This is a genomic window from Nocardia brasiliensis ATCC 700358, assembly GCF_000250675.2.
GTDB lineage: Bacteria > Actinomycetota > Actinomycetes > Mycobacteriales > Mycobacteriaceae > Nocardia > Nocardia brasiliensis_B.
Genome location: NC_018681.1, coordinates 6156223 through 6172621 on the forward strand (window position 1 = coordinate 6156223; position 16399 = coordinate 6172621).

12 protein-coding genes are annotated in these 16399 nt (G+C 67.8%); 5 read left to right on the forward strand and 7 right to left on the reverse strand.

Annotated features, from left to right (window positions below; translation table 11 throughout):
- Complete coding sequence (locus O3I_RS27105; RefSeq protein ID WP_014986197.1) at positions 1-837, reverse strand: nitrilase-related carbon-nitrogen hydrolase; 837 nt, start codon at positions 835-837, stop codon at positions 1-3.
- 1771 nt (positions 838-2608) lie between these two features.
- On the opposite strand from O3I_RS27105, the gene O3I_RS27110 reads away from it, so the two are divergent.
- Both O3I_RS27110 and O3I_RS27115 read left to right on the forward strand, forming a co-directional pair.
- The gene (locus O3I_RS27110) at positions 2609-4009 is read left to right on the forward strand and encodes a PLP-dependent aminotransferase family protein (protein ID WP_051067021.1); all 1401 of its coding nucleotides are present in this window, start codon (positions 2609-2611) and stop codon (positions 4007-4009) included.
- Between the two features lie 306 nt (positions 4010-4315).
- Positions 4316-5041 (forward strand): peptidylprolyl isomerase, encoded by a 726-nt coding sequence (locus O3I_RS27115; RefSeq protein ID WP_237748137.1) that lies wholly within the window; start codon positions 4316-4318, stop codon positions 5039-5041.
- A gap of 64 nt (positions 5042-5105) precedes the next feature.
- On the opposite strand, the gene O3I_RS27120 is transcribed toward O3I_RS27115, so the two are convergent.
- The 4 genes from O3I_RS27120 to O3I_RS27135 all read right to left on the reverse strand — a co-directional run bounded on the left by O3I_RS27120 (position 5106) and on the right by O3I_RS27135 (position 9351).
- Entirely contained in the window at positions 5106-5864 is a 759-nt protein-coding gene (locus O3I_RS27120) for a class I SAM-dependent DNA methyltransferase (protein WP_014986200.1), read from the reverse strand.
- Positions 5865-5933: 69 nt separating this feature from the next.
- Positions 5934-7457, reverse strand: a complete 1524-nt coding sequence (locus O3I_RS27125; protein WP_051066768.1) for an ArnT family glycosyltransferase — start codon at positions 7455-7457, stop codon at positions 5934-5936.
- Positions 7450-8085 carry a TetR/AcrR family transcriptional regulator gene (locus O3I_RS27130; RefSeq protein WP_014986202.1) on the reverse strand — a complete coding sequence of 212 codons (636 nt, stop codon included), beginning with the start codon at positions 8083-8085 and terminating at the stop codon, positions 7450-7452. Before O3I_RS27130 ends, O3I_RS27125 begins: the two co-directional genes overlap by 8 nt.
- Before the next feature lie 18 nt (positions 8086-8103).
- Positions 8104-9351, reverse strand: coding sequence for a carboxylesterase/lipase family protein (locus tag O3I_RS27135; protein ID WP_014986203.1), 1248 nt, complete (start codon positions 9349-9351; stop codon positions 8104-8106).
- 187 nt (positions 9352-9538) lie between these two features.
- Here O3I_RS27135 and O3I_RS27140 point away from each other — a divergent pair, with 187 nt between their 5' ends.
- Together O3I_RS27140 and O3I_RS27145 are read left to right on the forward strand one after the other, a co-directional pair.
- The gene (locus O3I_RS27140; protein WP_014986204.1) at positions 9539-9883 is read left to right on the forward strand and encodes a hypothetical protein; all 345 of its coding nucleotides are present in this window, start codon (positions 9539-9541) and stop codon (positions 9881-9883) included.
- Between the two features lie 169 nt (positions 9884-10052).
- The gene (locus tag O3I_RS27145) at positions 10053-12938 is read left to right on the forward strand and encodes a Nephrocystin-3 (protein WP_014986205.1); all 2886 of its coding nucleotides are present in this window, start codon (positions 10053-10055) and stop codon (positions 12936-12938) included.
- A 52-nt stretch (positions 12939-12990) separates the two neighbouring features.
- Here the strand turns inward: O3I_RS27145 and arc are convergent, their stop codons facing one another.
- On the reverse strand, positions 12991-14751 hold the full coding sequence (gene arc / locus O3I_RS27150) for a proteasome ATPase (RefSeq protein WP_014986206.1): 1761 nt from the start codon (positions 14749-14751) through the stop codon (positions 12991-12993).
- Positions 14752-14858: 107 nt separating this feature from the next.
- On the opposite strand from arc, the gene O3I_RS27155 reads away from it, so the two are divergent.
- A complete protein-coding gene (locus O3I_RS27155; protein ID WP_237748138.1) occupies positions 14859-15443 on the forward strand; it encodes a hypothetical protein in 585 nt (194 codons plus the stop codon).
- 115 nt (positions 15444-15558) lie between these two features.
- Here O3I_RS27155 and O3I_RS27160 read toward each other — a convergent pair whose 3' ends face one another.
- Entirely contained in the window at positions 15559-16392 is an 834-nt protein-coding gene (locus O3I_RS27160) for a tRNA (adenine-N1)-methyltransferase (protein ID WP_014986208.1), read from the reverse strand.
- Positions 16393-16399: the final 7 nt, after the last annotated feature.

Genomic DNA, 16399 nt, shown 5'->3' on the forward strand with positions numbered 1-16399 from the left:
TCAGGGCGCCACCAGCGGGCCATAGGCGTCGGGCCTGCGGTCGCGATAGAACGCCCACCGGTCGCGCACCGTCTTGATCAGGTCCAGGTCGAGGTCGCGGATGACCAGCTCCGGGTCGGTATCGGAGGCGACCTCCCCGACGAACTTGCCCTCCGGATCGACGAAATAGCTGGTGCCGTAGAAGTCGTCGTCGCCGTACTCCTCGATACCGACCCGGTTGATCGCGCCGATGTAGTACTCGTTCGCCACCGCCGACGCGGGCTGCTCCAGCTTCCACAGGTAAGCCGACAAGCCGCGCGACGTCGCCGAAGGATTGAAGACGATCTCGGCGCCCGCCAGGCCCAGCGCGCGCCAGCCCTCCGGGAAATGCCGGTCGTAACAGATATAGACGCCGACCTTGCCGACCGCGGTATCGAACACCGGCCAGCCCACATTGCCCGGCCGGAAGTAGAACTTCTCCCAGAACCCGTTGACATGCGGAATATGATGTTTGCGGTACTTGCCGAGATAGGTGCCGTCGGCGTCGATCACCGCCGCGGTGTTGTACAGCAGGCCCGGCTGTTCCTGCTCGTACACCGGCAGGACCATCACCATGCCCAATTCCCTTGCCAGCGCGGCGAATCGGTCCGTGGTCAGGCCCGGCACCGACTCCGCGTACTCGTAGAACTTCGCATCCTGCAACTGGCAGAAGTACGGGCCGTAGAACAACTCCTGGAAGCAGATCACCTTCGCGCCCTGCGCGGCCGCCTGCCGTGCGTAATCCTCGTGCGCTTTGATCATGGACTCTTTGTCGCCGGTCCAGTTGGTCTGGACGAGCGCCGCTCGAACGATTCCCATGCTTTGTTATACTTCACTCCCGACCAATTCGGTTGTGTTACAGAATTGCGGAAACAATTTCGTTGCCGTAAACCTTGCCCCTCGGCCCCCGCCCCCAACGCAGAATGACCATGTGAGCAAGCCGAACCCACCCTCCACCCACCCCCGGGTCCGTGTGCGGGGTTGGGGAGGTGCGGTGGGGTTGTTGGCGGGTTGGGGAGGTGTGGTGGGGTTGTTCACGGGTTCGCGAGGCGTGGTGGGGTTGTTCACCGGTCCGCGAGGCGAGGCGGGGTTGTTCACCGGTCCGCGAAGCGCGGCGGGGTTGTTCACGGTCCGCGAGGCGAGGCGGGGTTGTTCACAGGTCCGCGAAGCGCGGCGGGGCTGTTCACGGTCCGCGAAGCGAGGCGGGGCTGTTCACGGGTCCGCGAAGCGAGGCGGGGCTGTTCGCGGATCCGCGAAGCACGGCGGGCCCGTTCACGGGTTGGCAAGGCGCGGTGGGCATGTTCGCGGATGGCGGACGCGAAGCCGTTCGAAGGAGGACGCACCCTTTCTGCGGCTTCGCACCCCCTGTGGCATGCCGCAGGGGGTGCGGGAAGACAGAAGAGGTGCGTCGGTCTTGCATTGCACGCTGTCCAGCGGCGGACAACTGTCGCGCCAGGCTCACGAATCACTCAGCCCGGCACCAGCGTGCCCAAATCCCCTGCAGCAACGCGCCTGCCGGACCTGCCGACCCGGTGCAACCATTGCCGCGCACCTTCTGCTCCGCCGCGCACCTTTTGGTGCGCCGCGCACCTTTTGGCACGCCGCGCACCTTTTGGTGCGCCGCGCGCGTGTCATTCAACCGACACGCGCGCGGGACGACAAAACGTGCGCGGGACCGCGGGGCAGCGCGGTTGCACGCGGCAGGGGAAGCGAAGCCGTTCCAGGGAGGACGCACCCTTTCTGCGGCTTCGCACCCACTGTGGCATGCCGCAGGGGGTACCGGAGGACAGAAGGAGTGCGTCTGTCCTGCTGTGCGCCCTGGCCGGCGACGGACAACTGGCCGCACCAGGCTCACGAAGCACTCAGCCCGGCGCCAGCGTGCCCAAATCCCCTGCAGCAACGCGCCTGCCGGACCTGCCGACCCAGTGCAACCACTGCCGCGCACCTTTTGCTCCGCCGCGCACTTCCGGGCGCGCCGCGCACTTCTCGGTACACCGCGCACTTCTCGGTACACCGCGCACTTCTCGGTCAGCAGCGCACTTCCTGGCACGCCGCGCACTTCCTGGCACGCCGCGCACCTTTTGGCACGCCGCGCGCGTGTCATTCAACCGACACGCGCGCGGGACGACAAAATGTGCGCGGGACCGCGGGGCAGGGCGGTTGCACGCGGCAGGGGTGCGAAGCCGTTCCAGGGAGGACGCACCCCCGCTGGGGCTTCGCACCCACTGTGGCATGCCGCAGGAGGTGCGGGAAGACAGAAGGGGTGCGTCCGTCCTGCTGTGCACGTCGGGCGGCAGCGGACAACTGGCCGCACCAGGCTTACGAGGAACTCAGCCCGGCACCAGCGTGCCCAAATCCCCTGCAGCATGCCAGCGAGGGTGCGGGAAGGCGGAAGGGGTGCGGCTGTGGGGCAGGGTGCGGCTGGCGTGCATGTTTTGGGGTGCCGGGTGGGTGTGCGGCTGGCGTGCATGTTTTGGGGTGCCGGGTGGGTGTGCGGCTGGCGTGCGTGTTTGGGGGTGCCGGATGGGTGTTGTGTGGATGACGTGGGCGTGGGGGGACGGGATGTGTGGGGGGTTGGGAGGGGGTGGGTGTGAGCGTTGAGCCGGTGGGGGGTGCGGGGGTGTTCATTGCGGAATTGACGGATCGGTCGGCGGCGGGGATCGCGGCGGCGGTGAGCCGGTTGATCCGGTCCGGGGAGTTGGGGCCGGGGGCGCGGCTGCCTACGGTGCGGGAGGTGGCGCGGGAGTGGAAGGTTTCGCCTGCGACGGTGAATCAGGCTTGGCGGGCGCTGGCCGCAGCGGGGGTGATCGTCGCGCGGGGACGGGCGGGGACGTTCGTGAGCACGGCAGGCAGTGGGCCTGCCGCGATGACGGGTGGGCGTTATCAGCGCTTACATCCGCCGTCTTACAGCGCTTTTCGGGTCGATCTGTCGCGGGGCACGCCGGATCCCGAACTGCTGCCGGACCTCGGCGCGGCGTTGCGGCGGCTCACCCGGGACGGGGCGAGCGACCTCGGGGCCGACTATCTCGGCGAAGCGGTATTGCCCGAGTTGGCGGCGAAGGTGCGGGCGGACTGGCCGTTTCGGGCCGAGCGGTTCGCGATCCTCGACGGTGCGCTGGACGCGGTCGACCGGATACTGACGGCGCATGTGCGGCTCGGCGATGCGGTCGCGGTCGAAGACCCTTGTTTCCCACCGTTTCTCGATCTGCTGGCCGGGCTCGGGGCGCGACCGATACCGGTGCGGATGGACGAATCCGGGCTGCTGCCCGGTGAACTCGATCGAGCGGTCAGCACGCTCGGGGCGACGACGCTGATCCTGCAACCGCGGGCGCAGAACCCCACGAGTGTCTCGATCACCGCGCGGCGCATTCGCGAACTCGCCGACGTGCTGCGGGGCACCGGCACCCTGGTGCTCGAGGACGACCACTCCGCCGGAATCGCCGCCGCCCCACTGCGTTCGCTGGGCAGCAGGCTCCCCGGCCACACCGTGCATATCCGCTCGTATTCGAAATCGCATGGCGCCGACCTGCGTCTGGCCGCCGTGGGCGGGCCCGCCGAACTGCTCGATCCGGTGATCGAACGCCGCATGCTGGGTGCGGGCTGGACGAGCAGGCTGCTACAGCGGGTGCTGCTCAGCATGCTCGACGACGAGCACGCGGTCCACGCCGTCACTGCCGCCCGCACCGAATATCGCAGGCGCTCGACCGAATTGCGCCGCGCGCTGGGCAGGCGCGGCGTCACCGTCGCCCGCGCCGACGGCATCAACCTGTGGCTGCCGGTCGCCGACGAGAACGCCGCCATGATCTCGCTGGCCGCCGCCGGCATCAAAGCCGCCCCCGGCGGCCCGTTCATCGTCGGTCCCCTCCCGCCCACCGACCACCTCCGCATCACCACCGCCGCGCTCACCGACGCCGACATGGACTGGCTGGCCACCGAACTCGCGGCCGCCACCACCGCCGCCCCCACCTACCGCCGCATCCGCCGCCCCTGAACCCTGCCAACCTCGCAGGAAACCCATTGCAGGCAACCACGACCTGGGAAAAGACACGCTGCCCGCGAACGCGACACGAGTGGTTGGCCGACCGGCGCGATCACCGATCCTCGTGGCGGGCGTGGGTCGACTTCATCGGACGGCACCAGCCGGCCCGGGCCGGCACAGCGCGAGCACTGTTGGGGTGGGTGTCGTCGGATGTTTTCCGGCCGATCACCACCGTCCAGGCCCGTTCTGGGCGGGGAGATGGAATGATTCGGCACGGCATCGTCCGGTGCGCAACCCGATCGAAGGAGATTTCTAGCGGTGAGCAGCGAAGTCCAGGGGCGGCAGAGCGACAGCGGAAAGCACGGTTGGCGGTTCGGGGTACCGCGTGGGGTCCTACGGATGGTCGGTGTGGCAGCGGTCGCTGCCGCGTTGGCGGCGTTCGCCAGCGGTGGTGTTTCCGCGCAGACCTGGAGTGTCCGGACGCAGCAACCCGCGCAGTGCGCGGATGCGGCCGTGGCGCCGAACGGCAAGCAGTGGCCCGCCGAACCCGGCATGGCCATCGACACCGGCGCGACCTACACGACGACGCTCGACACGACCTGTGGCAACGTGCAACTCACGCTGGACGCGGCGCGCGCACCGCGCACGGTCAACTCGTTCGCGTTCCTGTCCAACGAGCAGTATTTCGACAACACCAAGTGCCATCGGCTCACCACGGCAGGCATCTACGTGCTGCAATGCGGTGACCCGCAGGGCACCGGCATGGGCGGTCCCGGCTACAAGTTCCCGGACGAGAACCTCGCCGGCGCAACCTATCCCGCCGGTACGGTCGCGATGGCGAACGCGGGCCCGAACACGAACGGCAGCCAGTTCTTCCTCGTCTACCAGGACAGCCAGTTGCCGCCGAACTACACCCCGTTCGGCCACGTCACCGCGGGCATGGACGTCTTGGCGGCGGTGGCCGCCGCGGGTGCGCAGGGCGGTTCGGACGGTGCGCCGGTCAGCAACGTCGTGCTGAAATCCGTAGCCACAACTCGTAACTAGATCGCACGGCAGCGGTGGCGGCGGCCCCTGGGACGCCGCCACTGTCATGTCCCGGCACGCCTCTTTATGTGGCGTGAGGTCGAATTCGAGGATGTCGCGCGACAGTGATGATCTCCGGGCAGTCCTGCGTCAGTGACCGCCGATCCCAGTCACCGAACTGTTCGGCGACGATCAGTCCCGCCCCGCGCAGCAGCTCCGCCAACCCGGCCTGGTCGAGGAACCGCAACGTGGAACGGCTGACCTCCGGTCGCGCCCACCTCGCGCTGCTGAAGATGTGGGTGAACGAGACGAGATCGCCCCCCACCGGCTCGCGCACCTCGCACACGCACCGCACGACCGCACCGGTGTGGTCGGTGACCTCCCCCGAGTATCGGCGATCCCACGTTTCCCATTCCCGCACAGCGGGATTGCGGGTTTCGAAGACAAAACTGCCGGTCTCCGGCAGCACCGCGGCGACGGTAGCGACGGTGGACCGCAGTTCTTCGTCGTCCACCAGGGCTTGGAACGCGTGCCCGGTCATCACCACGAGGTCGAACCGCCGGTCCCGCACGGCCCCGATATCACCGAGCACCCACTCGATATCGCCGCGCGACCGTGCCACCTCGAGCATCCCCGGGGCCGGATCCACGCCGCAGAGCCGTCCGGTGTGCCCGGCCGCCCGTGCCCGGTGCAGCAGTGTGCCCGTGCCGCAGCCGAGGTCCAGCACGGACGGCGCGCGCATGAGCAACGGCAGGTAGAACTCGAGATCGGCGCGCTCGTCGGCCGGACTGAACAGGTCGTACAGCGCGGCCAGCCGTGCGTCGGTGAAGACCTTGTCGACCATGGACGAAGCGTGGCAGCACACCGGCATGCGCCGCCACCGATTTTCGCCGACTCCGGCTCCGGCGCGAGATCAGTTCAGCCGCAACATGTCCGGCCACTGTTCCGACCACGGACGACGCGGCTGCTCGCACCGCCAAATCGTCACGTCCCGGGTGACGCCCGGGATGCCGAGGCGGGCGTCCGCGCGGCCGATCGGCGTCACCGTACCGAACAGGGCCTGCAGATCGGCTTCGTCGCCGCCCACCCAGACGACCGTGGTCGCCGTGTCGGGCGGCGTGCCGAAGTAGCCGAACCCGCGGTTGGGGCTGTAGACCGCGGGCAGACCGTCGGCTTCGCCGAAGACGTCGAGAGCGCTTGCCTGCCAATAGGAGTCGGCGATGAGGACGGTGTCCGCCCGGACCGGCTCGGGCAGCGACCGGAACGCGGTCGCGACGTCGGCGGCGAGTTCGGGCCAGCCGACCCGGCCGTAGATCGAGAGGTTCAGGCCGACGTCCGCGTCGCTCTTCGCCGGTTCGATTTCGGACTCGGCCGTGAACGGCAGTGAGAAGAACACGATCACCGCGGAGATCACGACCAGGGGGATCGTGACGACGGTGCGCCAGCGCGCCCGGTGCTCGGTCCAGTGCACCGCACCCGCGGCCATGATCGCGGCGTAGCACCCGACCGCGTAGTACGGCCTGCCGTCGGTGACGATGAACACCACGGCCAGCACGATCGGCATCAACGCCAGAAAACGATACGGCCGCAACGGTTCCCAGCGGAACAGGACCACGATGCCGTAGATCAGCAGCAGCGCGCCGAGCAGTCCGGCCATGACGAGCGCCAGCGGCAACCAGGTGTAGCGACCACCGATGGTGGCCTGCTCCTCGGCGATCACCGCACCGAGCCGCAGCTGCGGCCAGTCGTGGCTCGCCTGCCAGAGCAGGCTCGGCACGCTGACCAGCAGGACCAGCGCCGCACCCAGCCACAGCGCGGGCCGCCGGAGCAGCTCGCGCGGCCCGTAGCACAGCACGCCGATCGCGACGGCGATCCAGAAGAACGGGATCAACCACTTCACCTGCATGTCCACCACGGTGGCCAGCGCCGCACCCAGCAGCAGCGCGTCCTGCCTGGTGCGCACCCAGCGGATGAGCAGCCAGCTGATCAGCACCCACAGCGCGGTGTCGATCGTGTTGGTGGCCAGCTGGGTACCCTGCACCAGCAGGAACGGCGACGTCGCGTAGGCGGCGGCGGTCAGCGTCTGCGCCGTGCGGGAGCCGCCGAACTCCCTGGCGATCTGCGCACTTAGCACGATCGCGGCGATGGTGACGAGCAGTGCCGGAATACGCTGCGCTATCACCGATCCCGGCGCCAGCAGATCCATCGTCCGGGCGATCGCGGGCAGCAGCGGCCCCTGGTCGGCGTAACCGAAGGCGAGCCTGCGCCCGGCGGACACGAAATACAGCTCGTCACCGAAGAATCCGTACCGGTTCAGTGCGGCGATCAGCCCGATCGTCGAGGCGAGCGCGATCACCCCGACGCCGGCGAACGCGAACGGCGGCACCGGATCTCGCGTGTCCACGCGCGACATTCGTTCTTGCGCAACATCAGTCATGGTCGCTCACCTTCCGGGTAGCCAGGTCGAACAGCCGGCACGTGTGCGCGGCATACGCGGTCATATCGAAGCCGGACTCCCGAATCGTCCGTCCGGCCGCGCCGTCGATGGCGTCGCGAATGGACTTCGCCATCGCCACGGCATCGAACTCGCCGAATTCGCCGGACTGCTGCCCCTCGGTCATGAGGTCGATCAGCGGCGTGATGATCTCGCGTTCCCCGTCGGCCGAGGCGAATTTCGGGCTGCCGTGCGCGTCACGCAGATTCCAGACGACATCGGTCAGCGCCGCGACGTAGGTCCGGTTGGCGTCGATGAATGCCAGATTGGATTCGATGTAGGCCAGCAATTTGTTCCGCCGCCCGGCCGCCGCCTCGACCCGCGGGCCGATGTGCTCGGCACCGGACACGTACAGCTGCACCACCAGCTGCGTCATCAGTTCGTCTTTGCCCGCGAAGTGGTAGGAGATGACCCCCTTCGAGATCCCGGCATGCTCGGCGATCCGTGCGAGCGACGCGCTGCCGTACCCGACCTCGGAGATCACCTCCACCGCCGACGCGATGATCTGCCGGCGCCGCGCCTCCTCGATGAACGACTTCCGCTGGCCGTCCGTACTATTTTCTGACCGCACGGCCAGATATTAACACGGTCAGCCAGTGAAGTGCCTGGTCTCGCCGCGCGCCCAGCCCGGATCCCCCTTTGTGACGAAAGCGAGCCAACTGTCCCGCATCTCGTCCACCAGCCGCTGCGGCCGCTCGCCGCGCAGCATGGGCGCGGCCCGCCAAGCCGCCGCGTCGCCGAGCAGGAACGGCAACTCGAGGCAGTGGCAGGCGCCGAACGGGCTGCCTGCCGGGTGCCAGTCGAACCGGAACAGCCACGGCGGCACCGCCCGCGCGGCGAGCGTCGCAGCCAGTTGCCTGGCCGGACCGGCGAAGACGTGTTCCGTCGCCGCCGCCATGGCCTCACGATCGTCGGCGAGGAACGCCGCCCCCTCATCCCGCGTTGTGCCCATCAGGATCGGGATGTCCGCCTCGCGACCAACGGCGGCCACGGGGTCGGCGGCGACCAGCGTCCCGTCGCCCGTCAGTTGGAACGGCGGCAGGATCCCCGACGAGGCTCGGCTCGCGACCGCGAACTGCGCGGCGAGCAGGTCGGCCACCGGGACCGCGTCGAGTTGTGCGGCCTCGATGCCCAACTCCTGCAACAGTTTCGCGCCCGTCTGCTCGGCTTCCTCCGGCGTCGCCGGTACCATGCCGAGCGGCGTGCTCTGCAAAATGGCCTGCTGGAACAGCCCACGCCCCTGCTCGCCCGAGAGCAACGCCACCAGCGAGATCGCGCCGGCCGACTGACCCGCGGCCGTGACCCGATCCGGGTCGCCGCCGAACGCCGCGATGTTCTCGCGCACCCAGGTAAGAGCGGCGATCTGATCGAGCAGCCCGAGGTTGCCGTCGCTGATACCGGGCAGGCGCAGATAGCCGAGGACACCGAGGCGATAGTTCACCGTCACCACGACGACCTCGCCGCGCGCCGCGAACTCCGCGCCGCCGTACCAGTCGAGACTGCCTGCGCCGCTGGAGAATCCGCCGCCGTGCAGGAATACCAGCACGGGATGACCGTCACCGGGCGGCGCCCACACGTTGAGCGACAGGCAATCCTCGGCCTGCGGTACTTCGAACGAACCCATCACCCGTTCCAGCCGGGAGGTGAGTTGCGGTGCGGCCGGGCCGAATTCGTTCGCCGCCAGCACACCTGTCCAGTCGGCTCGTTCCGGCACGCCGAACCGTTTCGCCTGGGCATAGGACACACCCCGGTAAACCGTCACCCCACCCTCGGCGAGGCCCCGCACCGGGCCCGAGGTGGTCTCGACGATCGCCGACAGATTCATCTCCTTGGTCATGCGCCCAAGTCTGCCCCGATCCCCTGACCCGGTGGTCGCATCACCGACCCCGCGCCGAAATCTGCCGCTCGACAGCACCGAACCGGCGGTTTCGGTCATCCGATCTACACCCCGCGGTCGTCCGTTCGGAGGACTCCACCGCCGCGACCACCGGCCATGATCAGGTCATTCCGACCAAGGAGGACATATGAACAAGCGCCAGCGCGGCTTGGCCGCCGCCTTCGGCGTCGCCCTCGGTGCCGCGGCCGTCACCGTCGCCACCGGATCCGGCACCGCGAACGCCCAGGGCTGCGCATTCGATCGGCAACTGACCGGCGCCACCGTCACCTGCCCCGGCGACCCCGCCCGCTGGGGCGTGGTCGACCTGGACTGCAACGGTTTCCACCTCACCTACGGCTTCCAGCCCGTGATCGGCCCCTACACCCAATACTCCTTCGGCAACCTTGCCGAAGGAGTTTCCGTCTCCTGCCTCGGCAAAGGCAGCCCCAACATCGGCCTCTTCGGCATCGTCACCAACGTCCGCCTCCGCTGACGGCCTGAAGGTCCGCACCACTTCTCGGGATCCGCCCCCTTCCAGCGGCCCGCAAGGAATGCGGATCCCGAGAACGGGTGCAGACGCTTGCCAGGTTCCGGCTCGACACCGACGGACCGACAGCCTGGCGCACGAAGCCGTTGTCGCTGGGTGGGAGTATGTTTTCTGCATGGGCGGACGGCTGGCGCTGGTCATCGGATCGGAATGCGCGGCACTGCCAGAACTGGGGTTCGTGCACGGGCTGGCCGAGGAACTGTACGCGCGCCTCACCGGGACCGGCGGGTGGACAGCGGCCGTCCAGCGCGACGGACCCGTAATCGATCCCAGCGCAGGCGGACTCGCCGATGCCATCGGCGCCGCGTTCGACAACGCGGGCGAACGACAAGCGAGTCTGCTGGTCGCGTTCATCGGGCACGGGATCAGCACCGGCGCCGAAGACTTCTACCTTCTCGCCCATGATTCGCCGGCCCAGCCCGACTCACGCACCGCCGTGCACCTCACGCAAGCGATTCGCGAACGCTTGAACCGGTCGGCCCTCGACGGCCTCGTCGTGCTGATCGACGCCTGCGAGGCGGACCAAGGCGTGCAAGGAGCGGCTCGCCGATGGACCGACCTGCTGGCCAGATCCGCGGGGCGCGTGGAACTTCTGGTTGCCTCCGACGACGCCCCGGCCTACAACGGCTGCTTCACCAAGACCATGCTCGCCACCTTCGACGAAGGACTCGCGCTGCGCGGCGAGAACCTGCTGCCGTCGGACCTCGTCGACCCGATCGCCGCCAACTGTGTTCGGCAACGCCCACAACACCTTTCGTACACGATGGGCAACCAATCCGCCGAATCCGGCGGAGATCCCGGCCTCTGGCTCGTGCCGAACACGGCCCGGCGCCGGGATGCCCTCACCGGCCGCCCAGCCGCCGGCTTCGTCGACCACCTCACCCGGAACCTGCAGCTGACCGGCGTCATCCGCGAGCGACTCACCGCGATCATCGAAAGTGGCGGCCACCGCCTACGTGCCGTAGTCGGCCCACCTGCCGCGGGCAAGTCCACCCTGATGGCGCTGCTGATCCGTCCGACCATCGTCGACAGCCTGCCGATCGCGCCCGAATACGTTACCGCGGCAATATTTTTGACAATGAACAGCTCGGTGGACAGCGTCGCGGACGAACTGTCGGCCCAATTGCGTACCAGGCTGGCCGGTTTCGCGGCCGCCGCGCACGAAGCGTCGAAGCTCGCCATGCGGCAGGGCCCCAAGCCGGACGTCTTCGATCTCCTGGTCAGCAGGCCGTTGGCGCACACCGCAGCACCCGGTAGACGAGTCGTGATCGTCTTCGACGGGCTCGACCAGCCCGAGGAGGGGCACCGCGAACCCCTGATCGATGCGATCGCGAACCTCACCGGCGACCAGCAATTCGCGCACGTGCGCGTGGTGGTCAGCATCCGTGCGGGTACCGGTGTCGAGGACGTACCCGCACTGGCGCATATGCATCGAATCACCTTGCCGGAGCCTTCCGCGCGAGACATCGCCGATATCCTGCGCAGGGAGACGAGGGCGAAGCCGGACCGATACCACAACGAGGTGTGGATCCGATGGATCGATGCACTGCTCGCCGAGACACCGTCCGAGGTGCTCAGCAGTGCGCACGCTGTCGCGGGTGGCTGGCTGCTGGCACGACTGCTCATCGAGGTCGACGCCACCATCACCCCGGCGGCGGTGGACGCGGGCATCGGACTGGAAACCTTGGTCGTCCAGCGCGTCGCCGACGCGATCGCCGCGGCGGACCCGGCGCTGCGCGACGCGGTCGGACCGCTGCTCGGCCTGCTGGTCGCGGCCGAGACCGGCCCGGTGCTGCCCATCGAACTGCTGGCCGCGGCGATGACCTGTCTCGGTGCCACGCTGACGATCGCGCAGATCCGTGACCTCGTCGCCGGTCTCGGCGTCCTGGTCAGCCGCAGCCGGCCAGGCACCGCCGCCGAAGAACTGGGGGTCACCCACGGCGTACTCCTGCCCGTCCTGAGCAGGGAAATGCGCAGTCTGGGAACCGAACTCGACGCAGCACACCGTGCGATTCTCACCGCGATCACCGCGAATTCCACACCCCGGACCGTTCAGTACGCACACGCGGCCGCGGTCCGCCACTTCCTGGCCACCGGCGACGCGAGCGGTGCGGTGTCCTATCTCGAATCCACGTCGGGTAGCAACGCATTGCTGTCCAGGAACACCTGGGCCACCTGGCTGCCGTCGTGGCGCACCGCGGTCGGCGACGAGCATCCCGCCACCCTGGCCGCACGATATAACCTGGCCTTCTGGCAAGCCGAAAACCACGGCATCGCAAAGCAACTGGCCCAACGCCGGCGCAGGCGGCCGGACTACGACCAGCCACTGCGCCCCCTCCCCAGAGCAATCGAAGAAGACAGCGATCTGTCGGCGATCGCCGCGGAAGTCGAGCAACTGCTACACGACCAGATCCGCGTTTCGGGCGCGGATCACCCTCTCACGCTGGCCACACGGCGGCTGCACGCCGAATGCCGGGGCAGGCTAGGGCATCGGGCCGACGCCGCCACCGACCTCGAACAGGTGCTCGCCGATCAACTGCGCATACTCGGTGCCGACCACCTCGACACGCTGGAAACGCGCAGAGCACTGTCGCGCTGCTGGGGCGTGGCGGGCTTTCCCGCGCGAGCCACGCGGGAACTCGCAGAATTGCTCGATGACCGCCGTCGCGTACTGGGCGATGACGACGACGAAGCCCGCAGAATCCGCTGCGAGATGCTGGTCTGGCTGTACAGGAGCGGCGACGTCGACGGTGTCATCGAGGTCTTGGCCCAGTTGCGCACCGATCCGTCCGTGCCGATAAATCCGGCCCGTGCGCGCGACACACCTCAGCTGACGTGGCTCGATCACCTCATGGGCGGGTCGAGCGAACCCGCAGATGCGTTCCAGCAGATCGAGAACATCCTCGCGAACAATTCGCGCCTGCTCGGCAGCGAGACGATCTCGGGCATCTTCGCCGCGCGGTACCTGCTGTTGCCACCACCCGATATCGAAGATCGCTGACGGCACGAAAAAGCCGCGCTCCCAACGGGAACGCGGCTATTCGTGGTGTGTCCTACAGGTACTGGCCGGTGTTGGACTCGGTGTCGATCGCGCGGCTGGCGCTGGCGTTCTTGCCGGTCACCAGGGTGCGGATGTAGACGATGCGTTCGCCCTTCTTGCCCGAGATGCGGGCCCAGTCATCGGGATTCGTGGTGTTGGGCAGGTCCTCGTTCTCGGAGAACTCGTCCACGATCGAATCGTAGAGATGCTGGATGCGCAGGCCCGGGTTGCCGGTGTCGAGGACGGACTTGATGGCGTACTTCTTGGACCGGTCCACGATGTTCTGGATCATGGCGCCGGAGTTGAAGTCCTTGAAGTACAGGACCTCCTTGTCACCGTTGGCGTAGGTGACCTCCAGGAAGCGGTTGTCCTCGCTCTCGGCGTACATCCGCTCGACCACCCGATCGATCATCGCGCGGATGCACATCGCCTTGTCGCCACCGAACTCGGCGACGTCGTCGGCGTGCAGCGGCAGATCCTCGACCAGGTACTTCGAGAAGATGTCCTGGGCCGATTCGGCGTCCGGACGCTCGATCTTGATCTTCACGTCGAGCCGGCCGGGCCGCAGGATCGCGGGGTCGATCATGTCCTCGCGGTTGGAGGCGCCGATCACGATGACGTTCTCGAGGCCCTCGACACCGTCGATCTCCGAGAGCAGCTGCGGCACGACCGTGGTCTCCACATCGGAGGACACGCCCGAACCACGGGTGCGGAAGATGGAATCCATCTCGTCGAAGAACACGATCACCGGCGTGCCCTCGGACGCCTTCTCGCGCGCCCGCTGGAAGATGATCCGGATGTGGCGCTCGGTCTCGCCGACGAACTTGTTCAGCAGCTCGGGGCCCTTGATGTTCAGGAAGAACGACTTGGCTTCCTTGGCATCCTCACCGCGCGCCTCGGCGATCTTCTTGGCCAGCGAATTGGCCACCGCCTTGGCGATGAGCGTCTTACCGCAGCCGGGCGGACCGTAGAGCAGCACGCCCTTGGGCGGGCGCAACGCGTACTCACGGAACAGATCCTTGTGCAGGAAGGGCAGTTCGACCGCATCGCGGATCTGCTCGATCTGCCGGCCGAGGCCACCGATGTCGCCGTAGTCGACATCCGGAACCTCTTCCAGCACAAGGTCTTCGACCTCGGCCTTGGGGATGCGCTCGAACGCGAAGCCTGCCTTGGTGTCCACCAGCAGCGAATCACCGGGGCGCAGTTTGCGAATCGGGGAGTCGGGGTCTTCCAGGTCGTCCATCTCGGCGACCTTGGCCAGCGGACCCGCCAGCCAGACCACGCGCTCCTCGTCGGCGTGGCCGACCACCAGGGCGCGGCGACCATCGTCGAGGATCTCGCGCAGGGTGCCGATCTCGCCGACCGCGTCGTAGACGCCGGCCTCGACCACCGTGAGCGCCTCGTTGAGGCGTACGGTCTGACCGTATTCGAGGGTCGAGGTCTCGATGTTCGGCGAACACGTCAACCGCATCTTGCGACCCGAAGTGAACACGTCGACCGTTTGATCGTCGTACACGCCGATCAGGATGCCGTAGCCGCTCGGCGGCTGACCCAGCCGATCGACTTCCTCACGCAACGCGACCAGCTGCTGGCGCGCCTCCTTGAGGGTGTCCATCAGCTTCGTGTTGCGAATGGTCAGCGAATCGATGCGGGCTTCCAATTCCCGTGCGCGATCCGGCGAATCGGCGAGTTGCCTTCGGAGCGCAGCGGCCTCGGCGCGTACTGCCTCGAGCTCTCTCCAGGCCGCCGAATCCGAATTCTCGATGGGGCTCATGTGCTGCTCCTCCCAGTCCCGGTCTATCAACGCTACCGGGCGCGAACCGTTCTCGCTTTCCGACATGGTTTCGTCGTGATCACATCTGGGCTGCGATCGACCGCCGGATGACCATGTTAGCCTGCCCTAACCCGAACTCGGTGAGCCCGCTCGCCGACCGAGCCGAAAGGTTGCTGAAATTGCTCCCTTCCACCAGAATTCTGCGCGTTTCTGTTGCTACCGCTGCGGCCGCGCTCGCCGTTACCGTCGGGCTGTCGGGCTGCGGCTCCGATGACGGCAAATCCGATACCAAGTCCTCTTCCTCCAGCGTGGTGGCCTCGAGCAGTGCCGCGCCGAGCGCCGCGGCGGGCGCGCCGACCGCCGACTCGCTGCAGGCCGTGCTCGTCACATTGTCCGATCCCGCGGTACCCACCGCGGACAAGGCCAAGCTCATCGTCGATGGCGAAAAGCGTACGGCGAACATCGATCAGATGAACAAGGCTTTGGCCGGATACGGCACCCTGACCTACGCAGTGGCCGATGTCACAACCCAGGGCAGCACCGCGACCGCGCAGGTGACCATCACCTCGCCGCACGGCGCCGCGCCCGCGATGCCACTCACGTGGGAGAACGTCGGCGGCACCTGGAAGCTCTCCGACGCCAGCGGCTGCCTGCTGCTGGGCTTCGCCCAGGCGCCCTGCGTCCCGGCCTGATCGCCGCGACCGCTTTCGCCGCGCGGAGCGACCTTCGATCGGTCGGCTCACCGGGTAGGGATACCGATCGAAGGGGGATCTTCCGGTCGCGGCGAAAGCGGTCTCAGCGCGCGTGTCAGCCCTTGGACGGGCGGCGCTGCGGCTTGGGGGTCACCGTGCCCTCCGCGAGGCGGCGTGCGCTCACCAGGAAGGCGGTATGGCCCTGCATGCGATGCTCCGGGCGCACCGCGAGGCCGACCACGTGCCAGCCTCGCACCATCGACTCCCAGGAGCGCGGCTCGGTCCAGCACTCCTGTTCGCGCAGCGCCTCGACCACCTTGGACAATTGCGTCACGGTGGCCACGTAGACGATCAGCACGCCGCCGGGGACCAGGGCCTTCGACACCGCAGGCAGCGCGTCCCACGGCGCGAGCATGTCGAGCACCGCGCGATCGACGGGCGCGCCGTCGTAATCGGCCACATCGCCGACGGTCAGCGACCAGTTAGCCGGGCGTTCGCCGTAGAAAGTCTCGACATTGCGGATGGCGTGCTCGGCGTGATCCTCGCGAATTTCGTAGGAAACGACCTCGCCCTGCGGGCCGACCGCACGCAACAACGAGCAGGTGAGCGCGCCGGAACCGGCGCCGGCCTCCAATACCCGCGCGCCGGGGAACATATCGCCCTCGTGCACGATCTGCGCCGCGTCCTTCGGGTAGATCACGGCCGCACCGCGCGGCATCGACAGCACGTAATCGATCAGCAGTGGGCGCAAGGCCAAATACGGAGTGCCGTTGGTCGAATTGACCACAGAGCCTTCGTCGGCGCCGATCAAGCTGTCGTGCTTGATACCGCCGCGGTGGGTGTGGAATTCCTTGCCCGGCTCCAAGACCACCGTGTACAGGCGGCCTTTGGCATCGGTCAGCTGTACCCGGTCACCGGTGGTGAATGGCCCGGTCCGTCTGGCCGTCATGTATCTC